The organism is Dactylosporangium sp. CA-052675 (assembly GCF_050947935.1).
Taxonomy (GTDB): Bacteria; Actinomycetota; Actinomycetes; order Mycobacteriales; family Micromonosporaceae; genus Dactylosporangium.
In genome coordinates, this window is record NZ_CP192010.1 from 3,493,088 (window position 1) to 3,507,902 (window position 14,815).

The 14,815-nt window shown below is 69.8% G+C and carries 13 protein-coding genes; 9 read left to right on the forward strand and 4 right to left on the reverse strand.

The window, feature by feature from the left end:
• Positions 1 to 6: 6 nt before the first annotated feature.
• From ACQP1P_RS15920 to ACQP1P_RS15950, 7 genes are all read left to right on the forward strand, one after another.
• Positions 7 to 954 carry a carbohydrate ABC transporter permease gene (locus ACQP1P_RS15920; protein ID WP_433087440.1) on the forward strand — a complete coding sequence of 316 codons (948 nt, stop codon included), beginning with the start codon at positions 7 to 9 and terminating at the stop codon, positions 952 to 954.
• A complete protein-coding gene (locus ACQP1P_RS15925; RefSeq protein ID WP_433087441.1) occupies positions 951 to 1,826 on the forward strand; it encodes a carbohydrate ABC transporter permease in 876 nt (291 codons plus the stop codon). Before ACQP1P_RS15920 ends, ACQP1P_RS15925 begins: the two co-directional genes overlap by 4 nt.
• Complete coding sequence (locus tag ACQP1P_RS15930; protein WP_433087442.1) at positions 1,823 to 2,842, forward strand: LacI family DNA-binding transcriptional regulator; 1,020 nt, start codon at positions 1,823 to 1,825, stop codon at positions 2,840 to 2,842. The genes ACQP1P_RS15925 and ACQP1P_RS15930 overlap by 4 nt, the downstream gene beginning before the upstream one ends.
• Positions 2,843 to 3,112: 270 nt before the next feature.
• Positions 3,113 to 4,483 (forward strand): ABC transporter substrate-binding protein, encoded by a 1,371-nt coding sequence (locus tag ACQP1P_RS15935; protein WP_433087443.1) that lies wholly within the window; start codon positions 3,113 to 3,115, stop codon positions 4,481 to 4,483.
• A 2-nt stretch (positions 4,484 to 4,485) separates the two neighbouring features.
• The gene (locus ACQP1P_RS15940) at positions 4,486 to 5,394 is read left to right on the forward strand and encodes a carbohydrate ABC transporter permease (RefSeq protein WP_433087444.1); all 909 of its coding nucleotides are present in this window, start codon (positions 4,486 to 4,488) and stop codon (positions 5,392 to 5,394) included.
• Positions 5,391 to 6,332 (forward strand): carbohydrate ABC transporter permease, encoded by a 942-nt coding sequence (locus ACQP1P_RS15945; RefSeq protein WP_433087445.1) that lies wholly within the window; start codon positions 5,391 to 5,393, stop codon positions 6,330 to 6,332. The genes ACQP1P_RS15940 and ACQP1P_RS15945 overlap by 4 nt, the downstream gene beginning before the upstream one ends.
• On the forward strand, positions 6,332 to 6,562 hold the full coding sequence (locus ACQP1P_RS15950; RefSeq protein WP_433087446.1) for a hypothetical protein: 231 nt from the start codon (positions 6,332 to 6,334) through the stop codon (positions 6,560 to 6,562). Before ACQP1P_RS15945 ends, ACQP1P_RS15950 begins: the two co-directional genes overlap by 1 nt.
• A gap of 83 nt (positions 6,563 to 6,645) precedes the next feature.
• Here ACQP1P_RS15950 and ACQP1P_RS15955 read toward each other — a convergent pair whose 3' ends face one another.
• Together ACQP1P_RS15955 and ACQP1P_RS15960 are read right to left on the reverse strand one after the other, a co-directional pair.
• Complete coding sequence (locus tag ACQP1P_RS15955; RefSeq protein ID WP_433087447.1) at positions 6,646 to 7,737, reverse strand: Gfo/Idh/MocA family protein; 1,092 nt, start codon at positions 7,735 to 7,737, stop codon at positions 6,646 to 6,648.
• On the reverse strand, positions 7,734 to 8,717 hold the full coding sequence (locus ACQP1P_RS15960) for an aldo/keto reductase (RefSeq protein ID WP_433087448.1): 984 nt from the start codon (positions 8,715 to 8,717) through the stop codon (positions 7,734 to 7,736). The genes ACQP1P_RS15955 and ACQP1P_RS15960 overlap by 4 nt, the downstream gene beginning before the upstream one ends.
• Before the next feature lie 127 nt (positions 8,718 to 8,844).
• On the opposite strand from ACQP1P_RS15960, the gene ACQP1P_RS15965 reads away from it, so the two are divergent.
• Both ACQP1P_RS15965 and ACQP1P_RS15970 read left to right on the forward strand, forming a co-directional pair.
• A complete protein-coding gene (locus ACQP1P_RS15965; protein ID WP_433087449.1) occupies positions 8,845 to 9,435 on the forward strand; it encodes a MarR family winged helix-turn-helix transcriptional regulator in 591 nt (196 codons plus the stop codon).
• A gap of 269 nt (positions 9,436 to 9,704) precedes the next feature.
• Positions 9,705 to 11,129, forward strand: a complete 1,425-nt coding sequence (locus tag ACQP1P_RS15970; RefSeq protein ID WP_433087450.1) for an Hsp70 family protein — start codon at positions 9,705 to 9,707, stop codon at positions 11,127 to 11,129.
• Positions 11,130 to 11,154: 25 nt separating this feature from the next.
• Here the strand turns inward: ACQP1P_RS15970 and ACQP1P_RS15975 are convergent, their stop codons facing one another.
• The gene (locus ACQP1P_RS15975) at positions 11,155 to 12,957 is read right to left on the reverse strand and encodes a vWA domain-containing protein (RefSeq protein ID WP_433087451.1); all 1,803 of its coding nucleotides are present in this window, start codon (positions 12,955 to 12,957) and stop codon (positions 11,155 to 11,157) included.
• Positions 12,958 to 13,126: 169 nt separating this feature from the next.
• A complete protein-coding gene (locus ACQP1P_RS15980) occupies positions 13,127 to 14,737 on the reverse strand; it encodes an EAL domain-containing protein (protein ID WP_433087452.1) in 1,611 nt (536 codons plus the stop codon).
• Positions 14,738 to 14,815 lie beyond the last annotated feature (78 nt).

Genomic DNA, 14,815 nt, shown 5'->3' on the forward strand with positions numbered 1-14,815 from the left:
GGCGACATGACCGATCGACAAGACACCACCACTACCACGGCGCCGGTTCAGGCCGGCGCCCCGGCCGTCCCGCCGCGGGGGCCGGAGCGCCGGCTGCTCACCCGGCTCACGCCGTGGCTGTTTCTCGCCGTACCACTGGCATTCCTGCTGACGTTCACGTATGCGCCCGTCACGAACCTGCTCTTCTACAGCCTGACCAAGTGGGACGGCATCAGCCCGCAGATGCCGTTCGTGGGGCAGGCCAACTACGTCGAGCTGTTCTCGCGGCCGGATCTGTTCCAGGTCTTCTTCGTCAGCGCGTTCTACCTGGCATCCGGCGTCGTGCAGATGGTGCTGGCGCTGTACTTCGCCACCGTCCTGAGCTTCAACGTGCGGTTCCGCAACTTCTTCAAGGGCGTGCTGTTCTTCCCGTACCTCATCAACGGCGTCGCCATCGGGTTCGTGTTCCTCTACTTCTTCCAGCCGGGCGGCACCCTCGACTCCGTCCTGCGCCTGGTCGGCGTGCGCGGCCGGCATCTCTGGCTGGGCGACCCGGACCTGGTCAACTGGTCACTCGCGTCGGTGTCGCTGTGGCGGTACCTCGGGCTGAACTTCGTGCTGTTCCTCGGGGCGATCCAGTCCATTCCGGCCGAGATCTACGAGGCCGCGGAGATGGACGGCGCGAACCGCTGGCACCAGGTCCGCCACCTGATCCTGCCCGGCATCCGGCCGGTCATCGGGCTGAGCGCGATCCTCGTGGTCTCGGGCTCGCTGTCGGTGTTCGAGATTCCGTACATCATGACCACGGGCGCGAACGGCAGCACGACGTTCGTCATCCAGACGGTCAAGCTGGCCTTCCAGTTCAACAAGGTCGGGCTGGCCTCGGCCGCCGCCGTCGTGCTGCTGCTCATCGTCATGCTGGTCACCTGGATCCAGCGGCGCCTCGTCCCCGACGAAGGAGTTGACCTGGTATGACGGTCCCGGTCGGGGCCCGGCGGCGGCGCATCCGGGGTGAACGCGGCATCGCCGCCCGCATCGCCGTCGCCGCCAAGTACCTGTCGCTGGTGATCGCGGCGGCGGTGACCCTGCTGCCGCTGCTGGTCGTGTTCACCACCTCGCTCAAGACGGAGCGGGAGTCGGCGGACGGCGGGCCGCTCGACCTGCCGCACGACTGGCGCAACCTGCACAACTACAGCGTCGCCTTCACCCAGGGCCGCATGCTGACGGCGTTGCTGAACACCACGGTGATCCTGGTGGTCTCGGTCGTGGGCACGGTCCTCATCGGCTCGATGACGGCGTACGCGCTCAACCGGTTCCGGTTCCGCCTGCGCCGCCTGGTGATCGCCCTGTTTCTGTTCGCCGCGCTGGTCCCCGGCGTCACCACCCAGGTGGCGACGTTCCAGGTGGTCAACGCGTTCGGCATCTTCAACACACGGTGGGCGCCGATCGCGCTGTACACCGGCACCGACATCGTGTCGATCATCATCTTCGTCCAGTTCATGCGGGTCATCCCGGTCTCGCTGGACGAGGCGGCCCGCATCGACGGGGCGTCGTCGTGGCGCATCTACCGCAGCGTGATCCTGCCGTTGCTCAAACCGGCCATCGCCACGGTCGTGATCGTCAAGGGCGTGGTCATCTACAACGACTTCTACGTCCCGTTCCTGTACATGCCCTCGTCCGACCTCGCCGTCATCTCCACGTCGCTGTTCCGGTTCAAGGGCCCGTACGGCGCGCACTGGGAGGTCATCTGCGCCGGCGCGGTGCTCGTCATCCTCCCCACCCTGGTGGCGTTCCTGTTCCTGCAGCGCTTCATCTACAACGGCTTCACCATGGGGGCGACGAAGTGAAGCGGCCGACCATCGCGGAGATCGCGGCGCGAGCGGGCGTTTCGATCGGCGCCGTGTCGTACGCGCTCAACGGCCGGCCGGGCGTCTCCGCGCAGACCCGCGCGCGCATCCTGGACATCGCCAACGACATCGGCTGGCGGCCGAGCGTGGCGGCCAGGTCGCTGTCCGGGTCGCAGGCGCACAGCGTGGGCCTGATCATCGCCCGCCCGGCCGACACGCTCGGCGTGGAGCCGTTCTTCATGCGGTTCATCGCCGGCCTGGAGCGCGAACTGTCCGCGCGGCGGATCGCGCTGCTGCTGCAGGTCGTCGAGGACCACCGCGCCGCGATCGACGCGATGCGGCTCTGCTGGGCCGAGCGGCGCATCGACGGCATGGTGATCACCGACCTGTGGACCGAGGACTCCCGGATCGAGGTGCTCGAGGAACTCCAGATCCCGGCGGTACTCGCCGGGCGCCCCCGCGCGGACACCCGCCTGCCGGCGGTGTGGACCGACGATACGGCCGCGGTGGAGTCCGCGGTCGACTACCTGGTGGCGCTGGGTCACCGTCGCCTTGCGCGCGTCGCGGGGCTGCCTGCCCTCGACCACACGCGGGTGCGCATCGCCGCCTTCCGCGCCGCGGTCCTCGGCCACGGCCTGGCCGAGCCGACGGTGGTGGAGACCGACTACACCTGGGAGGAGGGCGCACAGGCCACCCGGGCCCTGCTGTCCCGCCGCGACCGCCCGACAGCGATCATGTTCGACAACGACGTGATGGCCGCCGCCGCGCTCAACGTGGCCCAGGAAATGGGTGTCGCGGTGCCCGGCGAACTGTCCATCGTCGCCGGCGACGACTCGCAGCTGTGCGTGTTGGTCCGCCCGTCCCTGTCCGCGCTGTCCTGGGACATCCAGGCGTACGGCGTCCACACGGCCCGCGTCCTGCTGGACATGATCGACGGTCGTTCGCCCGAGTCCCGCCGCGAGAACGCCGCGCGCCTGGTGGTCCGTGCGAGCACCGGCTCCCCGCCCTCGCCCTGACCCCAGGCGGGAGCCGCACCCATCGCCGGCGCGGCCGTGACGACCGCCGGCCTCGCCTTCGGCGCGTTCCCGGCCAACAGGCGGACGACGGTGTCGTCGAGCTGGGTGCCCGGCCGCGCGTCGCGGACGGCCTGCCGCCGCGGACCGGCTCGAGCCGCCGAGCCGGCCCGGCGGGCGTCGACGCCGGGAAAAGTCCTGATTAATCGATGCGGAGTCAGGGTAAGGCGAAGCCACATCGACGCCGTTCGGCGCGCTGTCGAAGGGACCCTAATGGCAACGAGGCGATCGCTCATTACCGCCGCGGGCGTCGCGGCCGTCCTCGCCGCGACGGCCGCATGCGGATCGTCGGGCGGCGGCACCGGTACCGCCGACTCCGTCGACTTCGGCGCGAAGCCCACCGGCACGCTCAGCGCCTGGGGCTTCAACAACGCCGACGACGTCGGCAAGGCGCGCATCGCCTACGCCGCCCAGAAGCTCGACGGCGTCAAGATCGACATGGACCAGACCAACTTCGACGCCCAGAAGTTCACGACCCGCCTGGCCAGCGGCAACGTGCCGGACGTCGTGCAGATGGACCGCGAGCTGGTCGTCACCTACGCCGCCCAGAACCTGGTGCTGCCGCTGGACAAGTGCCTGTCGGCCGACAGCGTCGACGCCAAGCAGCGCTGGTACCCGAACGTCGTCGCGGACGTCACGTACAAGAACCAGATCTGGGCGGTGCCGCAGTTCTACCAGCCCGCCGCGGTCATACTGAACCGCACGCTGATGGACGCCGCCGGGGTGCAGGACTCGGACATCGACCCCTCCAGCCCGGACAAGCTCGTCAGCGCGATCGGCAAGCTGTACAAGGCCAACGGTGACGTGCCGGCGACGCTGGGGTTCAACCCGCAGGCGACCGGCCAGATCAACCTGTGGCTCACCGCGATGGGCGGCAAGGTGGCCGACGCCGACGGCAAGCCGACCCTCGACGACCCCGCCAACGCGGCCGCCATCGAGCTGCTCAAGAAGATCGTCGATGCGCAGGGCGGGTTCGCGAAGTACAAGAGCTTCACCGACTCCTTCGACGTGTTCGGCGAGAAGAACCAGTTCGTCAGCAACCAGGTGGCGGCCGAGGTCGACGCGCAGTGGTACCCCAACGTCCTCTCGCCGTACAAGGACAAGGTCAAGCTGGGCGCCGTGCCGTTCAAGGGCAAGGACGGGCAGCCGGTCACCCAGGCCGGCGGGTCGTCGTTCGTGATCCCGGCGAGGGCGAAGAACCCGGCGGCGGCGTGCAAGTGGGCCCTGGCGCTCACCGAGGACGGCGCGTGGAGTGCGGCCGCCGAGGCCCGGGCGGCGACGGTCAAGGAGAAGAACTCCATCAACACCGGCCTGTTCACCGGCTCGCCGGCGGCCGACAAGGCGATCCGGGAGAAGTACGTCACCCCCAGCGGCAACGCCGGCTTCGACCAGGTGATCAGCACCTACTACGACATCGTGAGCACCGGCAAGAGCGCCGGGGCGTCGCCCGCCGGTCAGCAGATCAAGCAGGAGATGCTCAACGCGGTCACGGCGGCGCTGCTGGGCTCGAAGCCGATCCCGAAGGCGCTGCAGGACGCGCAGGCGGCGGCGATGGGCGCGTACAAGAACGTCGTCGGAGGCTGACGGTGCGGGCGAGGAAGTACAACCGGCGCGAGGCGGTGGCCGGCTACCTCTTCATCACACCGTGGATCATCGGCTTCCTCATCTTCACCCTCGGCACGATGATCTACAGCCTGGTGATCTCGTTCAGCCACTACAACCTGGCGACCGACATCATCCGCCCGGCCGGCATCGACAACTACCGCGCGCTGCTCGACGACCCGAAGGTCGCCACGTCGCTGAGCAACACGCTGTTCTACGCGCTGCTGGCCGTGCCGGCCGAGATCTGCTTCGCGCTGCTGCTGGCGATCCTGCTCGACCGGGTCGGCCGCGGCGCCGGGTTCTTCCGGACCGTCTACTACCTGCCGAAGATGACGCCGACGGTCGCCACCGCGTCGGTCTTCCTGCTGCTGCTCAACGGCAACGTCGGCGCGATCAACCAGGGGCTGCGGCTCATCGGCATCGACGGGCCGCAGTGGCTGGTCGACCCGGCCTGGCTGAAGCCGTCGGTGGTCATCATGACACTGTGGACGGTCAGCGGCACGATGGTCATCTTCCTGGCCGCGCTCAAGAACGTGCCCCGCGACCTGTACGAGGTGGCGGCGCTCGACGGGGCCGGCCCGGTGCGCCGGTTCTTCTCCATCACGCTGCCGATGATCTCGGGCGCGATGTTCTTCAACGTGATCATCCTGACCATCGCCGCGTTCCAGGTGTTCGACCAGGCGTACCTGCTGTTCTGGCGCGACCAGAACAACGCGGCCCCGGACGCGTCGCTGTTCTACGCGGTCTACCTGTTCCAGGAGGCCTTCCGGCAGTTCAACTTCGGCTTCGCGGCCGCCATGGCCTGGCTGCTGTTCGTCATCCTCATGATCCTGACGTTCATCCAGGTCAAGGTGGGCAACCGGTTCGTCTACTACGAAGGGTCGCGGCGATGACGACGATCCGACCCGGCACCGTCCCCGCGGCCGCACCCGCGCCGGCCGCGGCGCGCGAGCCCGCGACCGCCGACCGGGCCGCCCCGCGCCGGCGGCGGCAGTGGACCCCCGCCCGCATCCTGATGACCGTCCTGCTCGTCGCGTTCGCCGCCCTGTTCCTGTACCCGCTGGTGTGGCTGCTCGCCGCGAGCCTCAAACCGGCCGGCCAGGTCTTCGACAACGCCCTCATCCCGCACACCTGGCGCTGGGACAACTACGTCGCGATCTGGGACGAGCTGCCGCTGCTGCACTGGGTGTTCAACAGCGTGTCGATCTCGCTGCTCGCCGCGGCGGCCGTGTCCGTCTCCAGCTCCGTCGTGGCCTTCGGGTTCGCGTACTTCCGCTTCCCCGGCCGCAACCTGCTCTTCGGGCTCGTGCTCGCCACCATGATGCTGCCCGGCTCCGTCACGATGATCCCGACGTACCTCATCTGGCGCGAGACCGGCCTGCTGGGCACCTGGGTGCCACTGTTCGGGGCCAACCTGTTCGGCTCCGCCTTCTACATCTTCCTGCAGCGCCAGTTCTTCCTCGGCCTTCCCCGGCAGCTGTTCGAGGCGGCCCGGATGGACGGGGCGAGCTACTGGCAGCTGTTCTGGCGCATCGCCATGCCGCTGTCGATCCCGTCGTTCGTCATCGTGTTCCTGTTCGAGTTCCAGGCGGCGTGGAACAACTTCCAAGGCGCGCTGATCTACCTCAACGGCGGCTCGGTCGAGAACTTCACGGCGCCGCTGGGCATCGCCTACGCCATGACGAAGTACAGTCCCACGGCCGGCGGGCACGGCGACTACCAGTACGTCATGGTGGCCTCGCTGCTCGTCACGCTCCCGATGCTGCTGCTGTTCAGCTTCGGTCAGCGGTACTTCATCGAAGGCGTCGCCACCCAGGGCCGCAAGGGCTGATGCGGGTGTTCGACTACGACCGGGCCGCCCCGCTCGCCCTCACCCACCACGACGACGCCGGCACCGTCACCTTCGACAACGGCATCGGCGGCCGCTGCCTGGCCACGCTGCTGGTCCGCCCGCACCGACCGCGCCCACTTCTACACCACCTCGCCGTAGGCGCGACGACAACTGGCGCGTCTGGTCGTCGAGCGTGGCCGGCCACCCGCGCGAGCGGCTGGACGCTATGACGTGTCGCGGCCCACCGCGGCCACGTGGGCCGCCCGGCACGGATCGTGCACGACGATGCGCACCGGCGCGAGGTGCGTCGTCGTCACTGCCGGACGCCGGTTCTGGCGGCCTGTTCCACTCGCGCGATCAGGCGGCTGTTGTGGGCGGCGTGCTGGAATCCGGGGGTGTGGCGGGTCCCGTTCGTGATGTCGCGGGCCAGGCTGGCGTAGACCTCGCTCACGTTGATGGACGCGCCCGTCCAGATCTCGGCGGCGGTGGGGCCGGTGCCGGTGGCGACGGGGCGGTCGGGTGCCGCGAAGTCCAGGTTCGACGAGAGTGTGAGGTCGCCGACCTGCACGCCTGCGGGGTGGTTGCCGGTCAGTTTCAGCCAGCCCTCCGATCCGCGGACCTCCAGACTGAAGTGGGCATCGGACGCGGGCACGCCGGCCAGGATCTGCACCCCGGCCGGGGCGCCGGACGCGGTCTTGACGATGGCGTCGAGGTGGTCCGGGACCTCCCGGACGGACGTCGCACCGGTGTCCACCAGCTTCACCCGCGGCCAGAGGAGTTCGGTGCGCGCGTCGATCTCGGTGATGTCGCCGAGGACCGCCTCGACCACATCCAGAACGTGCCCTTCCGCGATCGGCAGGAAGCCGGCCCCGGCCGCCGCCTTGTCGAAGTACTCGTAGGCGCTCGTCGACTCCGGGCCGTTGCCGAAGGTCGTCGCGGCGACTCGGGCCGAGAGCAGCCGGCCGAGCCGGCCCCGGGCGATGATCTCCGCCGCGCGGCGTACCGAGGGGTTCAGCCGGCCCTGCAGGCCGATCGCCGTGTGCAGCGAACCGGCCGCCGCCGCCATCTCCTCCGTCTGCGCGAGGGTCGCGCCGAGCGGGGACTCCGAGTACACGGCCTTGTTCGCCGCGAGGGCCGCGAGCACGATCTCGTAGTGCGCCGGGACCTTGACCGCGACGGTGACGAGGTCGATCGACGGATCGTGGATGAGCGCGAGGGGATCGGCGAACCAGCGCTCGGCGCCGAAGGTCTCGGCAGCGCGCCGGGCGCTGTCCTCGTGCCGGGTCGCCACGGCCGCGAGGGTGAACTGCGGCTGCGCCGCGAGGGCGGGGATGTGCGACGCCCCGGCCCAGCTCGCTTTGGTGTCGGCACCGATGATGCCGACGCGGATCGTCTTGCTCGTCATGCTGTACTGCTCCGTTCGATAGCGGTCATGTCGGCCTCGGCGTGGCGATCGCCGGACGCCGGTGTCAGGTTGTTCAGGCGCGTGATCTGATCGGCGGTGAGCCGGATGTCGTCGGCGGCGCTGTTCTCCTCGAGCCGGTCGATGCGCCTCGTGCCCGGAATGGGCGCGATGCCGTCCCCCTGGGCGAGCAGCCAGGCCAGAGCGACCTGCGCGGGTGTCGCCCCGGCCTCGCCGGCGATCTCGCGCACCTCGTCGACGATGCGCAGGTTCCGGGTGAGGTTGCCGCCGGTGAACCGGGGGTTGGACCGGCGCCAGTCGCCGGCGTCCAGGCCGTCGAGGGAGCGGATGCGGCCCGTGAGGAAGCCGTGCCCGAGCGGCGAGTAGGGAACGAAGCCGATCCCCAGTTCCCGCAGCGTGGGCAGGACGCCGGCCTCGGGGTCGCGGGTCCACAGCGAGTACTCGCTCTGGACGGCGGCCAGCGGGTGGACCGCGTGAGCCCGGCGGATCGTCGCCGCAGCCGCCTCCGACAGCCCGATGTGGCGTACCTTTCCGGCGGCCACCAGTTCGCTCAGCGCTCCCACCGTCTCCTCGACGGGTGTGCTCGGGTCGACCCGGTGCTGGTAGTACAGGTCGATGCGGTCGGTTCCGAGCCGCCGCAGGGAGCCGTCGACCGCCGCGCGGATGTTGGCGGGTGTACTGTCCAGGCCCGGTCGGCCGGTGTGGGAGACGAGGCCGAACTTGGTCGCGATGACGACCTCGTCCCGCCGGCTCCTGACGGCGCGTCCCACCAGTTCCTCGTTGGTGTAGGGCCCGTACACCTCGGCGGTGTCCAGATGCGTGACGCCGAGATCGAGGGCGCGCTGCATGGTGCGTATCGATTCGCCCTCGTCGCGGCCCGCGCCGGTGTAGAACGCCGACATCCCCATGGCCCCGAGGCCGATGCGCGAGACCTCGAGCCCGCCCAGGCGTGTGACTCGCATGCTTGGTCCTCTTTCAGATCGGCCGGCTGCGCCGCACGTCACCGCGCCGGCGGTCTCGAACTTGACGCGTCAACATCAAAGCATGGTCGAACTTGATGCGTCAACAACGTGCGATAGGGTGGGCAGCATGGCGAAGACGACGGCAGGAGCGAAGGACACGGGCGCCGGCGCGAACGCGCGCGCGGCGAAAGGTCCCGGCGGGACGGGGCCCGCGGCGGCGCGGTCCGCTGAACCGGTCACCGAAACGCGCTGGCTGAGTCGCGATGAGCTGGCGGCGTGGCTGGCGAACTCCGCGATCATGATCAGCCTGCCGGCCGCCCTGGACGCGCGGATGCAGCGCGAGGCGCGACTGACGTTCTTCGAGTACATGGTGCTCTCGGTGCTGTCCGAGGAGCCGGAACGCACGCTGCGGATGACCGATCTGGCCACCCGGACCTCGGCGTCGCTGTCGCGGCTCTCACACGTCGCCGGACGGCTGGAGACCCGCGGACTGCTCGAGCGGGCCCGAATTCCCGGCGCCGGCAGACGCACCGTCGCGAAGCTGACCGAGGCCGGCTACCAGGTCGTCGTGGCGGCGGCCCCGGGGCACGTCGCAGCGGTCCGCGAATACCTGATCGACGGACTCGAACCCCGCGACCTGGCAGCACTGCGCCGCATCGGCGCCGCGGTCAGCGCCGCCATCAACCGAGCGAGCCCCGACATGGACGCTTCGCCGTGACCCGGGGCAACGCGCGGTCGGCTCGGCCGAGGCCGGCAGCGTGCCGTCGCCCGTGACGACGTGCACTTCGGCCTTCGGGTTCACGCAGCTTGCCCAGCGCATGCTGCTTGGCTGCCTCGGCGGTGATCGGGGCGCCTGCCGCCGTTGGGCCCGGGGTCGATGGCGTTGGTCGAGCGGACGACTGGTGCTGCCGCAGGAACGCGCCCCGGAGCCACCAGGACGCACCATCAAGGCGGGACGGAAATGCGGGGGCCGCGTACCCTGCAACGATGGCTTACGGCGTGCTGCTTGGCATTGACTTCGGCACTTTCAACACCGTGGCCATGGTGCGTCGCGGCGACGGTGAGGCACGTTCCCTGCTCTTCGATGGGTCCCCGTTGCTGCCGTCGGCGGTGTTCCTGGAGGGCCCCGGCGACGTGTTGTCCGGTGCCGAGGCCGTGCGGTCGGCGCGTGTGTTTCCGGATCGGTACGAGCCCAACCCGAAGCGGCGGATGGCGGACGGGATCGTCCTGCTCGGCGGCGACGAGACCGACGTGGTCGACCTGGTCGCCGCCGTGCTGGGACGTGTGGCGTCGGAGGCGCGGCAGGTCGTCGGCCAGCTCCCGGATCGTGTGGTGATCACGCATCCGGAGGTCTGGGGCACGTCGCGGTTGAGCCGGTTGACCGCTGCGGCCGTCCGTGCCGGCCTGGCGGGCCCGACACTCGTGTCGGAGCCGGTCGCTGCCGCCGCCTACTTCCTCGGCCAGGCCGGCCGGGTCGACGCGGGTCAGTGCGCGGTGGTGTACGACTTCGGGGCGGGCACGTTCGACGCCTGTGTGGTTCGGCGCGACCCCGCAGGAGCGCTGACGGTACTGGCCAGTGAAGGGCTGCCCGAGGTCGGCGGCCTGGACCTGGACGCCGCGTTGGTGGAGCACCTGGGCCGGTTGATCGCGCAGCGGGCCCCGGATGCTTGGGACCGGTTGCGGCAACCGGTCACCGCCGCCGACCGTCGTGCCCGGTGGCAGCTGTGGGAGGACGTACGGCTGGCCAAGGAGTCGTTGAGCCGGCGTTCGCAGACGCTGGTACATCTGCCGGTTCTGGACGACACCGTTCCGGTGAGCCGGGACGAGTTCGAGCAGCTCGCCGAACCGGTCATCGCGCGGACCGTCGCGGTCACCCGCGCCGCGGTGCGCAGCGCGGGCATCGGGCTTTCGGACGTCGGTGGCATCTTCCTCGTCGGCGGGTCGAGCCGCGTCCCGCTCGTTGCGACGCTGCTGCACCGCGCGTTCGGGATGCCGCCGACGGTTCTGGAGCAGCCCGAGCTCGTGGTGGCGGAGGGTGCACTGAACCTTCGCGACGCGTGCGAGGAGCGCACGCCGACCGGCGTCACGATGAGGCTGCCCGCCGTCGCCGGGGCCGAGGAGACTGCTGCACAGGGTTCGCCGCAGCGGGTCGCGCAGCTATCGCCGGCCTCGACCACGGCAGGCCGCGCGTCGCCCGTCGACGAGGCCGTCGCACCGGGGCGGGGGCGATCGATCCGCCGTCACCTCACCGATCCGTGGAGCGTGGCAGCGGCCGTGCTGCTCGGTGCCCTGAGCGGCATGATCGGCGGCCTCGCCAGTGCGAGCACGGCGGACGCGCTGACTGCGGGAGCCGTGGTCACCGTGATCGTGCACGCGGTGCGGGTGGCCCTCGGTACCGTGTTCGACCGCTGAGGACGCGGTTGTCGGACGTTGCCCGCTAGAAGTTACTCAGCACCGAACTGAATATCTTGTCGACGCTGGCCGGGTCGCGCGCGTCGTAGGCGGCTGCCCGCGACACTTTCGCGATCTGTTCGAGCGTGTCCAGGTCGGCCTCGTCGCCGAAGGCGATACCGAAGATGCGAACCGAGTTCTCCAGGGGTGACCCGTCCAGGTCGCGGAGCAGCTTCTCCCGGTCGTTGTCGGCCGGATACTCGTTGCGCCCATCGGTGAGCAGCACGACCGCGTTGATGCGGTCGGCGTCCAGCCGCTCCCGCATGTACAGGTCGGCGGCCCGGGTCGTGTGGTACAGGGCCGTGCCGCCATCGGCGCTCAGCGCCCGGATGATGCCGATGAGTTGCTGCTTCGCGTCACGGATGCGCGACGTCGGTAGCCGCTCGGTGTAGGGCTGCGCACCGTTTGGTCGCTGCCCCGAGAACGTCCACAGTGCCACCTCGTCGTCGGGGTGCAGCAGGTCGAGGCTCGCGATCGCCGCGTTCTTCGCGGCTTCCAGCTTGCTGATGTCACCGGCCGCCTTCTCCTTCATCGAGCCCGAGACGTCGAGGACGAGCAGCACCCTCGCCTTCTTGCGCAGGTCGTCCCAGCCGGTGAGGATCTTGTCCAGGACCTCTCCGACGGGTGGCTGGATCAGGCTGAGCTTCTGCCCGGCCGGGATCTGCAGGGTCTGCGTCAATTCGGGACCGGCGTGGCCCTGGTGGTCGCGGAAGCCCATCGCCGCGAACGCGGCCTGCTGGGCGGGTTGCTGCAGGAACGCGAGGAAGTCCGCGGCCGCTTCCCGTTGGGCGTCGTTGGCCGAAGGCAGCACCACGTAGGGGTGGTCGAGCATCAGCGTGCCGTCCCGCGGCACCATCGGTACGAGCGGCACCGTGGGGGTATTGCCTTTCACCTTCGGGTCGCCGGTGGTGTTGCCCTTGTTGTAGAGGAAGGTGAGCTGCTCCTGATGCACGACGGCGCTCACGTACGACATCGCGGCGCCCTTGGCGTCGGCTTCGGCCAGGTTGGCGAGGAACTTCACCGCATCGTCGGTGTAGTGCAGGACCCCGGCTTCGACCCCGCGAACGAAGTTGATCACATTGGGCTGCGTGAGGTCGGCCGTCGTCAGCTCGCGGGACAGGCCGGTCGCCGCGTAGTACGTGGCCACCGTCGCGGCCAGGCCGGACGTGGATTGGTGCGGGTTGTCCTTGCCGAAGTAGAAGCGCCCCCACTCGGGATGGCCGTACCGGCCCCACCCCTGCGGATCCGACGCCAGCGCCAGCACGTCGCTCCACCCGAACTCGCGGTTCGGCCAGCCGAACGCCTCGGCCATCGGCTTCGGCATCGAGATGACCAACGGGCTCTGCGCGATCGACGGCAGCTGCGTGCCGGCCGCTGGTACCACCTGCTTGCCGCCGGCGGTCTCCCGGTGGCGGGCCAGCTGGAGCCACAGCGATGCGGTGGGCGTCCACACCTGCGGCGCCGGCCCGCCGTCGCGCTGTTCATCCCAGCCGGAGCCGAGCGCCTCCGCCGCCGCGCCGGACGTGAGCCGGTGCACCGTCACCGACGCGCACCGCTTGCCGCCGTACAGCGTGTCGGAGGCGTTGTACCGGCGCGCCATCTCGATCATCAGGTCGGCCTTCTCGGTCGACGAACTGACCTCGATGGGTTCGCAGCCGGCTCGCTTGTCGGCGCCCGCCTCCCCGGGGTCGCGCCGGAGCACCACGTACGTCACCACGACGCCTATCAGGCCGACGATCACCGCGATCACGAGCGGCAATCGCGCACGTAGCCCCGTGGCAACGCCCATCGACGTTCTCCTTTTCGGCAGCGGAGCCCCGCATCGTAACCGACGGCCACAACACCGCCGTTGTCCACCGGATGCGGCCGACCGGACCGCCCGCTCCAGAGGGCTACGCATCGAGGCGTGGCGGCTGCAGGATGACCGAGCGGCCGACGGTTTCCGCGCGGGTTGCGGTCTAGCGGTGGAGCAGACGGTCGATGCCAGTGGCTGGGACTGGGCGGGCTAGGTAGCTGCCGCGGGCCTGGTCGCAGCCGAGATCGTGCAGGGTTTCGTACTGGGCGAGGGTGGTGACGCCCGGGGCGGTGATGGTGAAGTCGAGATCGTGGAGCATGTCGATGAGCCAGGCTGTGCGGGTTGTTGCGGAACGGTAGTGTCCGGCGTCCTGGGTCAGGCATCGAATCAGCGTTGGGTCGAGATTGACCGTCTGCACGGGGGTGTCGGTCAGCGTGGCGTGTCCGGTGCCGACGATGTTGGCGGCCAGGACGACGCCGAGCCGGTGGAGTTGTTCGAGGGTGGTAGAGCAGCCGTCGTCCGGGGCGCGCAGTGCTTCGTCGTCGATGGTGAGGTGAACGGCCGCGGGCGGGAGGCCGGGGGTGTCGAGCAGCGCCGCGACCGACGGGACGAGTCCTGGATTGCGCATCTGGGCGGAGCTTAGGTCGACGGTCACGAAGCGCAGGGCTCCGGTGTCGTACCAGCGGGCGGCCTGGGTGTAGGCCATGCGCAGGACCATCATGTCGATGGCGGGGCGTATGCCGGCCTCGTCCGCGAGGCTGAGGATTGTGTGCCCCGCGATGGTGGTGCCGTCGGGATGGTGCCAGACCGGGCTTGCGCTCGTCCCGACGATTGCCGAGTCATGGACGCGCAGGATTGGCTCGTAGAGCACGTCGATGCAGTCAGTGGCGGTGGCGCGGAGTTTGTCGACCAGGTGTTGGCGGTGTGCGAGACGGTCGAAGCGGGAGGCGTCGAACAGCGCCCAGCAACTGTCGTCTCGGTCGGTTCGTGCCCAGTGCGCCGCCGTCCTGGCGGCCCGCAGCAGCGACGCGGCGGTCGCGGCGTTGATGGCCTGTTCTGCGATGCCGATGCAGACTCTGTACTGCGGCCAGCGATGTTCGGCCGGGGGTTGCGCCAGGGTTCGCAGTGCGATTTCGGCGGCCTTGATGCCGTCGTCGGGGCCGGCAGTGTTCTCGTTGACGAGGACGAACTGTTCATCGCCGAGGTGGGCGACGAAGTAGTCGTGCTCGGTGGCGATCGCCCGCAGCCGCGTCGCGGCGATTCGCAGGTCGTGATCGCTGATGGCTGGCATGTGGGCGCCGACGCCGGGGCGGTCCAGAACGATCCGGCATACGGCGATGCGTGAGGTGGGCTTGGCGGCCAGTACCGTATCGAGGTAGCTCTGCAGGAGCGCGCGGTTCGGCAGGCCGGTCGTGGGATCGTGGTGCAGATCATGCCGGGCCCGGTCCTGCGCGAGCTGCTGATACTCCCGCCATGCTGCTCGCTCGTCGCGGGCGTTGGCTTCGGCAGCGTCGCGGACGTGGTCGGTGAGCGCGCCGACGAAGCCCACGACCATGTTCTCGAGGATGGTCGCAAGCACCGAGACCGGCCCCGGGCCGTCGATCCGCAGGTCCCGCAGCAGGCGTGATCGGAGGATGTTCAAGCTCGCCGTCAGCATGCGCGGGTCGGTCATCGAATGGCGGATCAGCTCGCGGCCGATGTGTTGCCCGACGTCCGATCCGTCCGCTGCTCCCGCCAGCGCTTCGGCTACTCGGACAGTGAGGTCGTGCAGCACACGATGGCGGCGTGTCCGGCCGCCCGCGACATGCCGGGCTCGCGGTAGGGCGCCATCCCACGCGCGCACGAATGCCTC

Bases quoted from the DNA above. Each gene is read 5' to 3' on its own strand.
- ACQP1P_RS15920 (WP_433087440.1), top strand. From the start codon at position 7: ATGACCGATCGACAAGACACCACCACTACCACGGCGCCGGTTCAGGCC.
- ACQP1P_RS15925 (WP_433087441.1), top strand. From the start codon at position 951: ATGACGGTCCCGGTCGGGGCCCGGCGGCGGCGCATCCGGGGTGAACGC.
- ACQP1P_RS15935 (WP_433087443.1), top strand. From the start codon at position 3,113: ATGGCAACGAGGCGATCGCTCATTACCGCCGCGGGCGTCGCGGCCGTC.
- ACQP1P_RS15945 (WP_433087445.1), top strand. From the start codon at position 5,391: ATGACGACGATCCGACCCGGCACCGTCCCCGCGGCCGCACCCGCGCCG.
- ACQP1P_RS15950 (WP_433087446.1), top strand. From the start codon at position 6,332: ATGCGGGTGTTCGACTACGACCGGGCCGCCCCGCTCGCCCTCACCCAC.
- ACQP1P_RS15955 (WP_433087447.1), bottom strand. From the start codon at position 7,737: ATGACGAGCAAGACGATCCGCGTCGGCATCATCGGTGCCGACACCAAA.
- ACQP1P_RS15960 (WP_433087448.1), bottom strand. From the start codon at position 8,717: ATGCGAGTCACACGCCTGGGCGGGCTCGAGGTCTCGCGCATCGGCCTC.
- ACQP1P_RS15965 (WP_433087449.1), top strand. From the start codon at position 8,845: ATGGCGAAGACGACGGCAGGAGCGAAGGACACGGGCGCCGGCGCGAAC.
- ACQP1P_RS15970 (WP_433087450.1), top strand. From the start codon at position 9,705: ATGGCTTACGGCGTGCTGCTTGGCATTGACTTCGGCACTTTCAACACC.
- ACQP1P_RS15975 (WP_433087451.1), bottom strand. From the start codon at position 12,957: ATGGGCGTTGCCACGGGGCTACGTGCGCGATTGCCGCTCGTGATCGCG.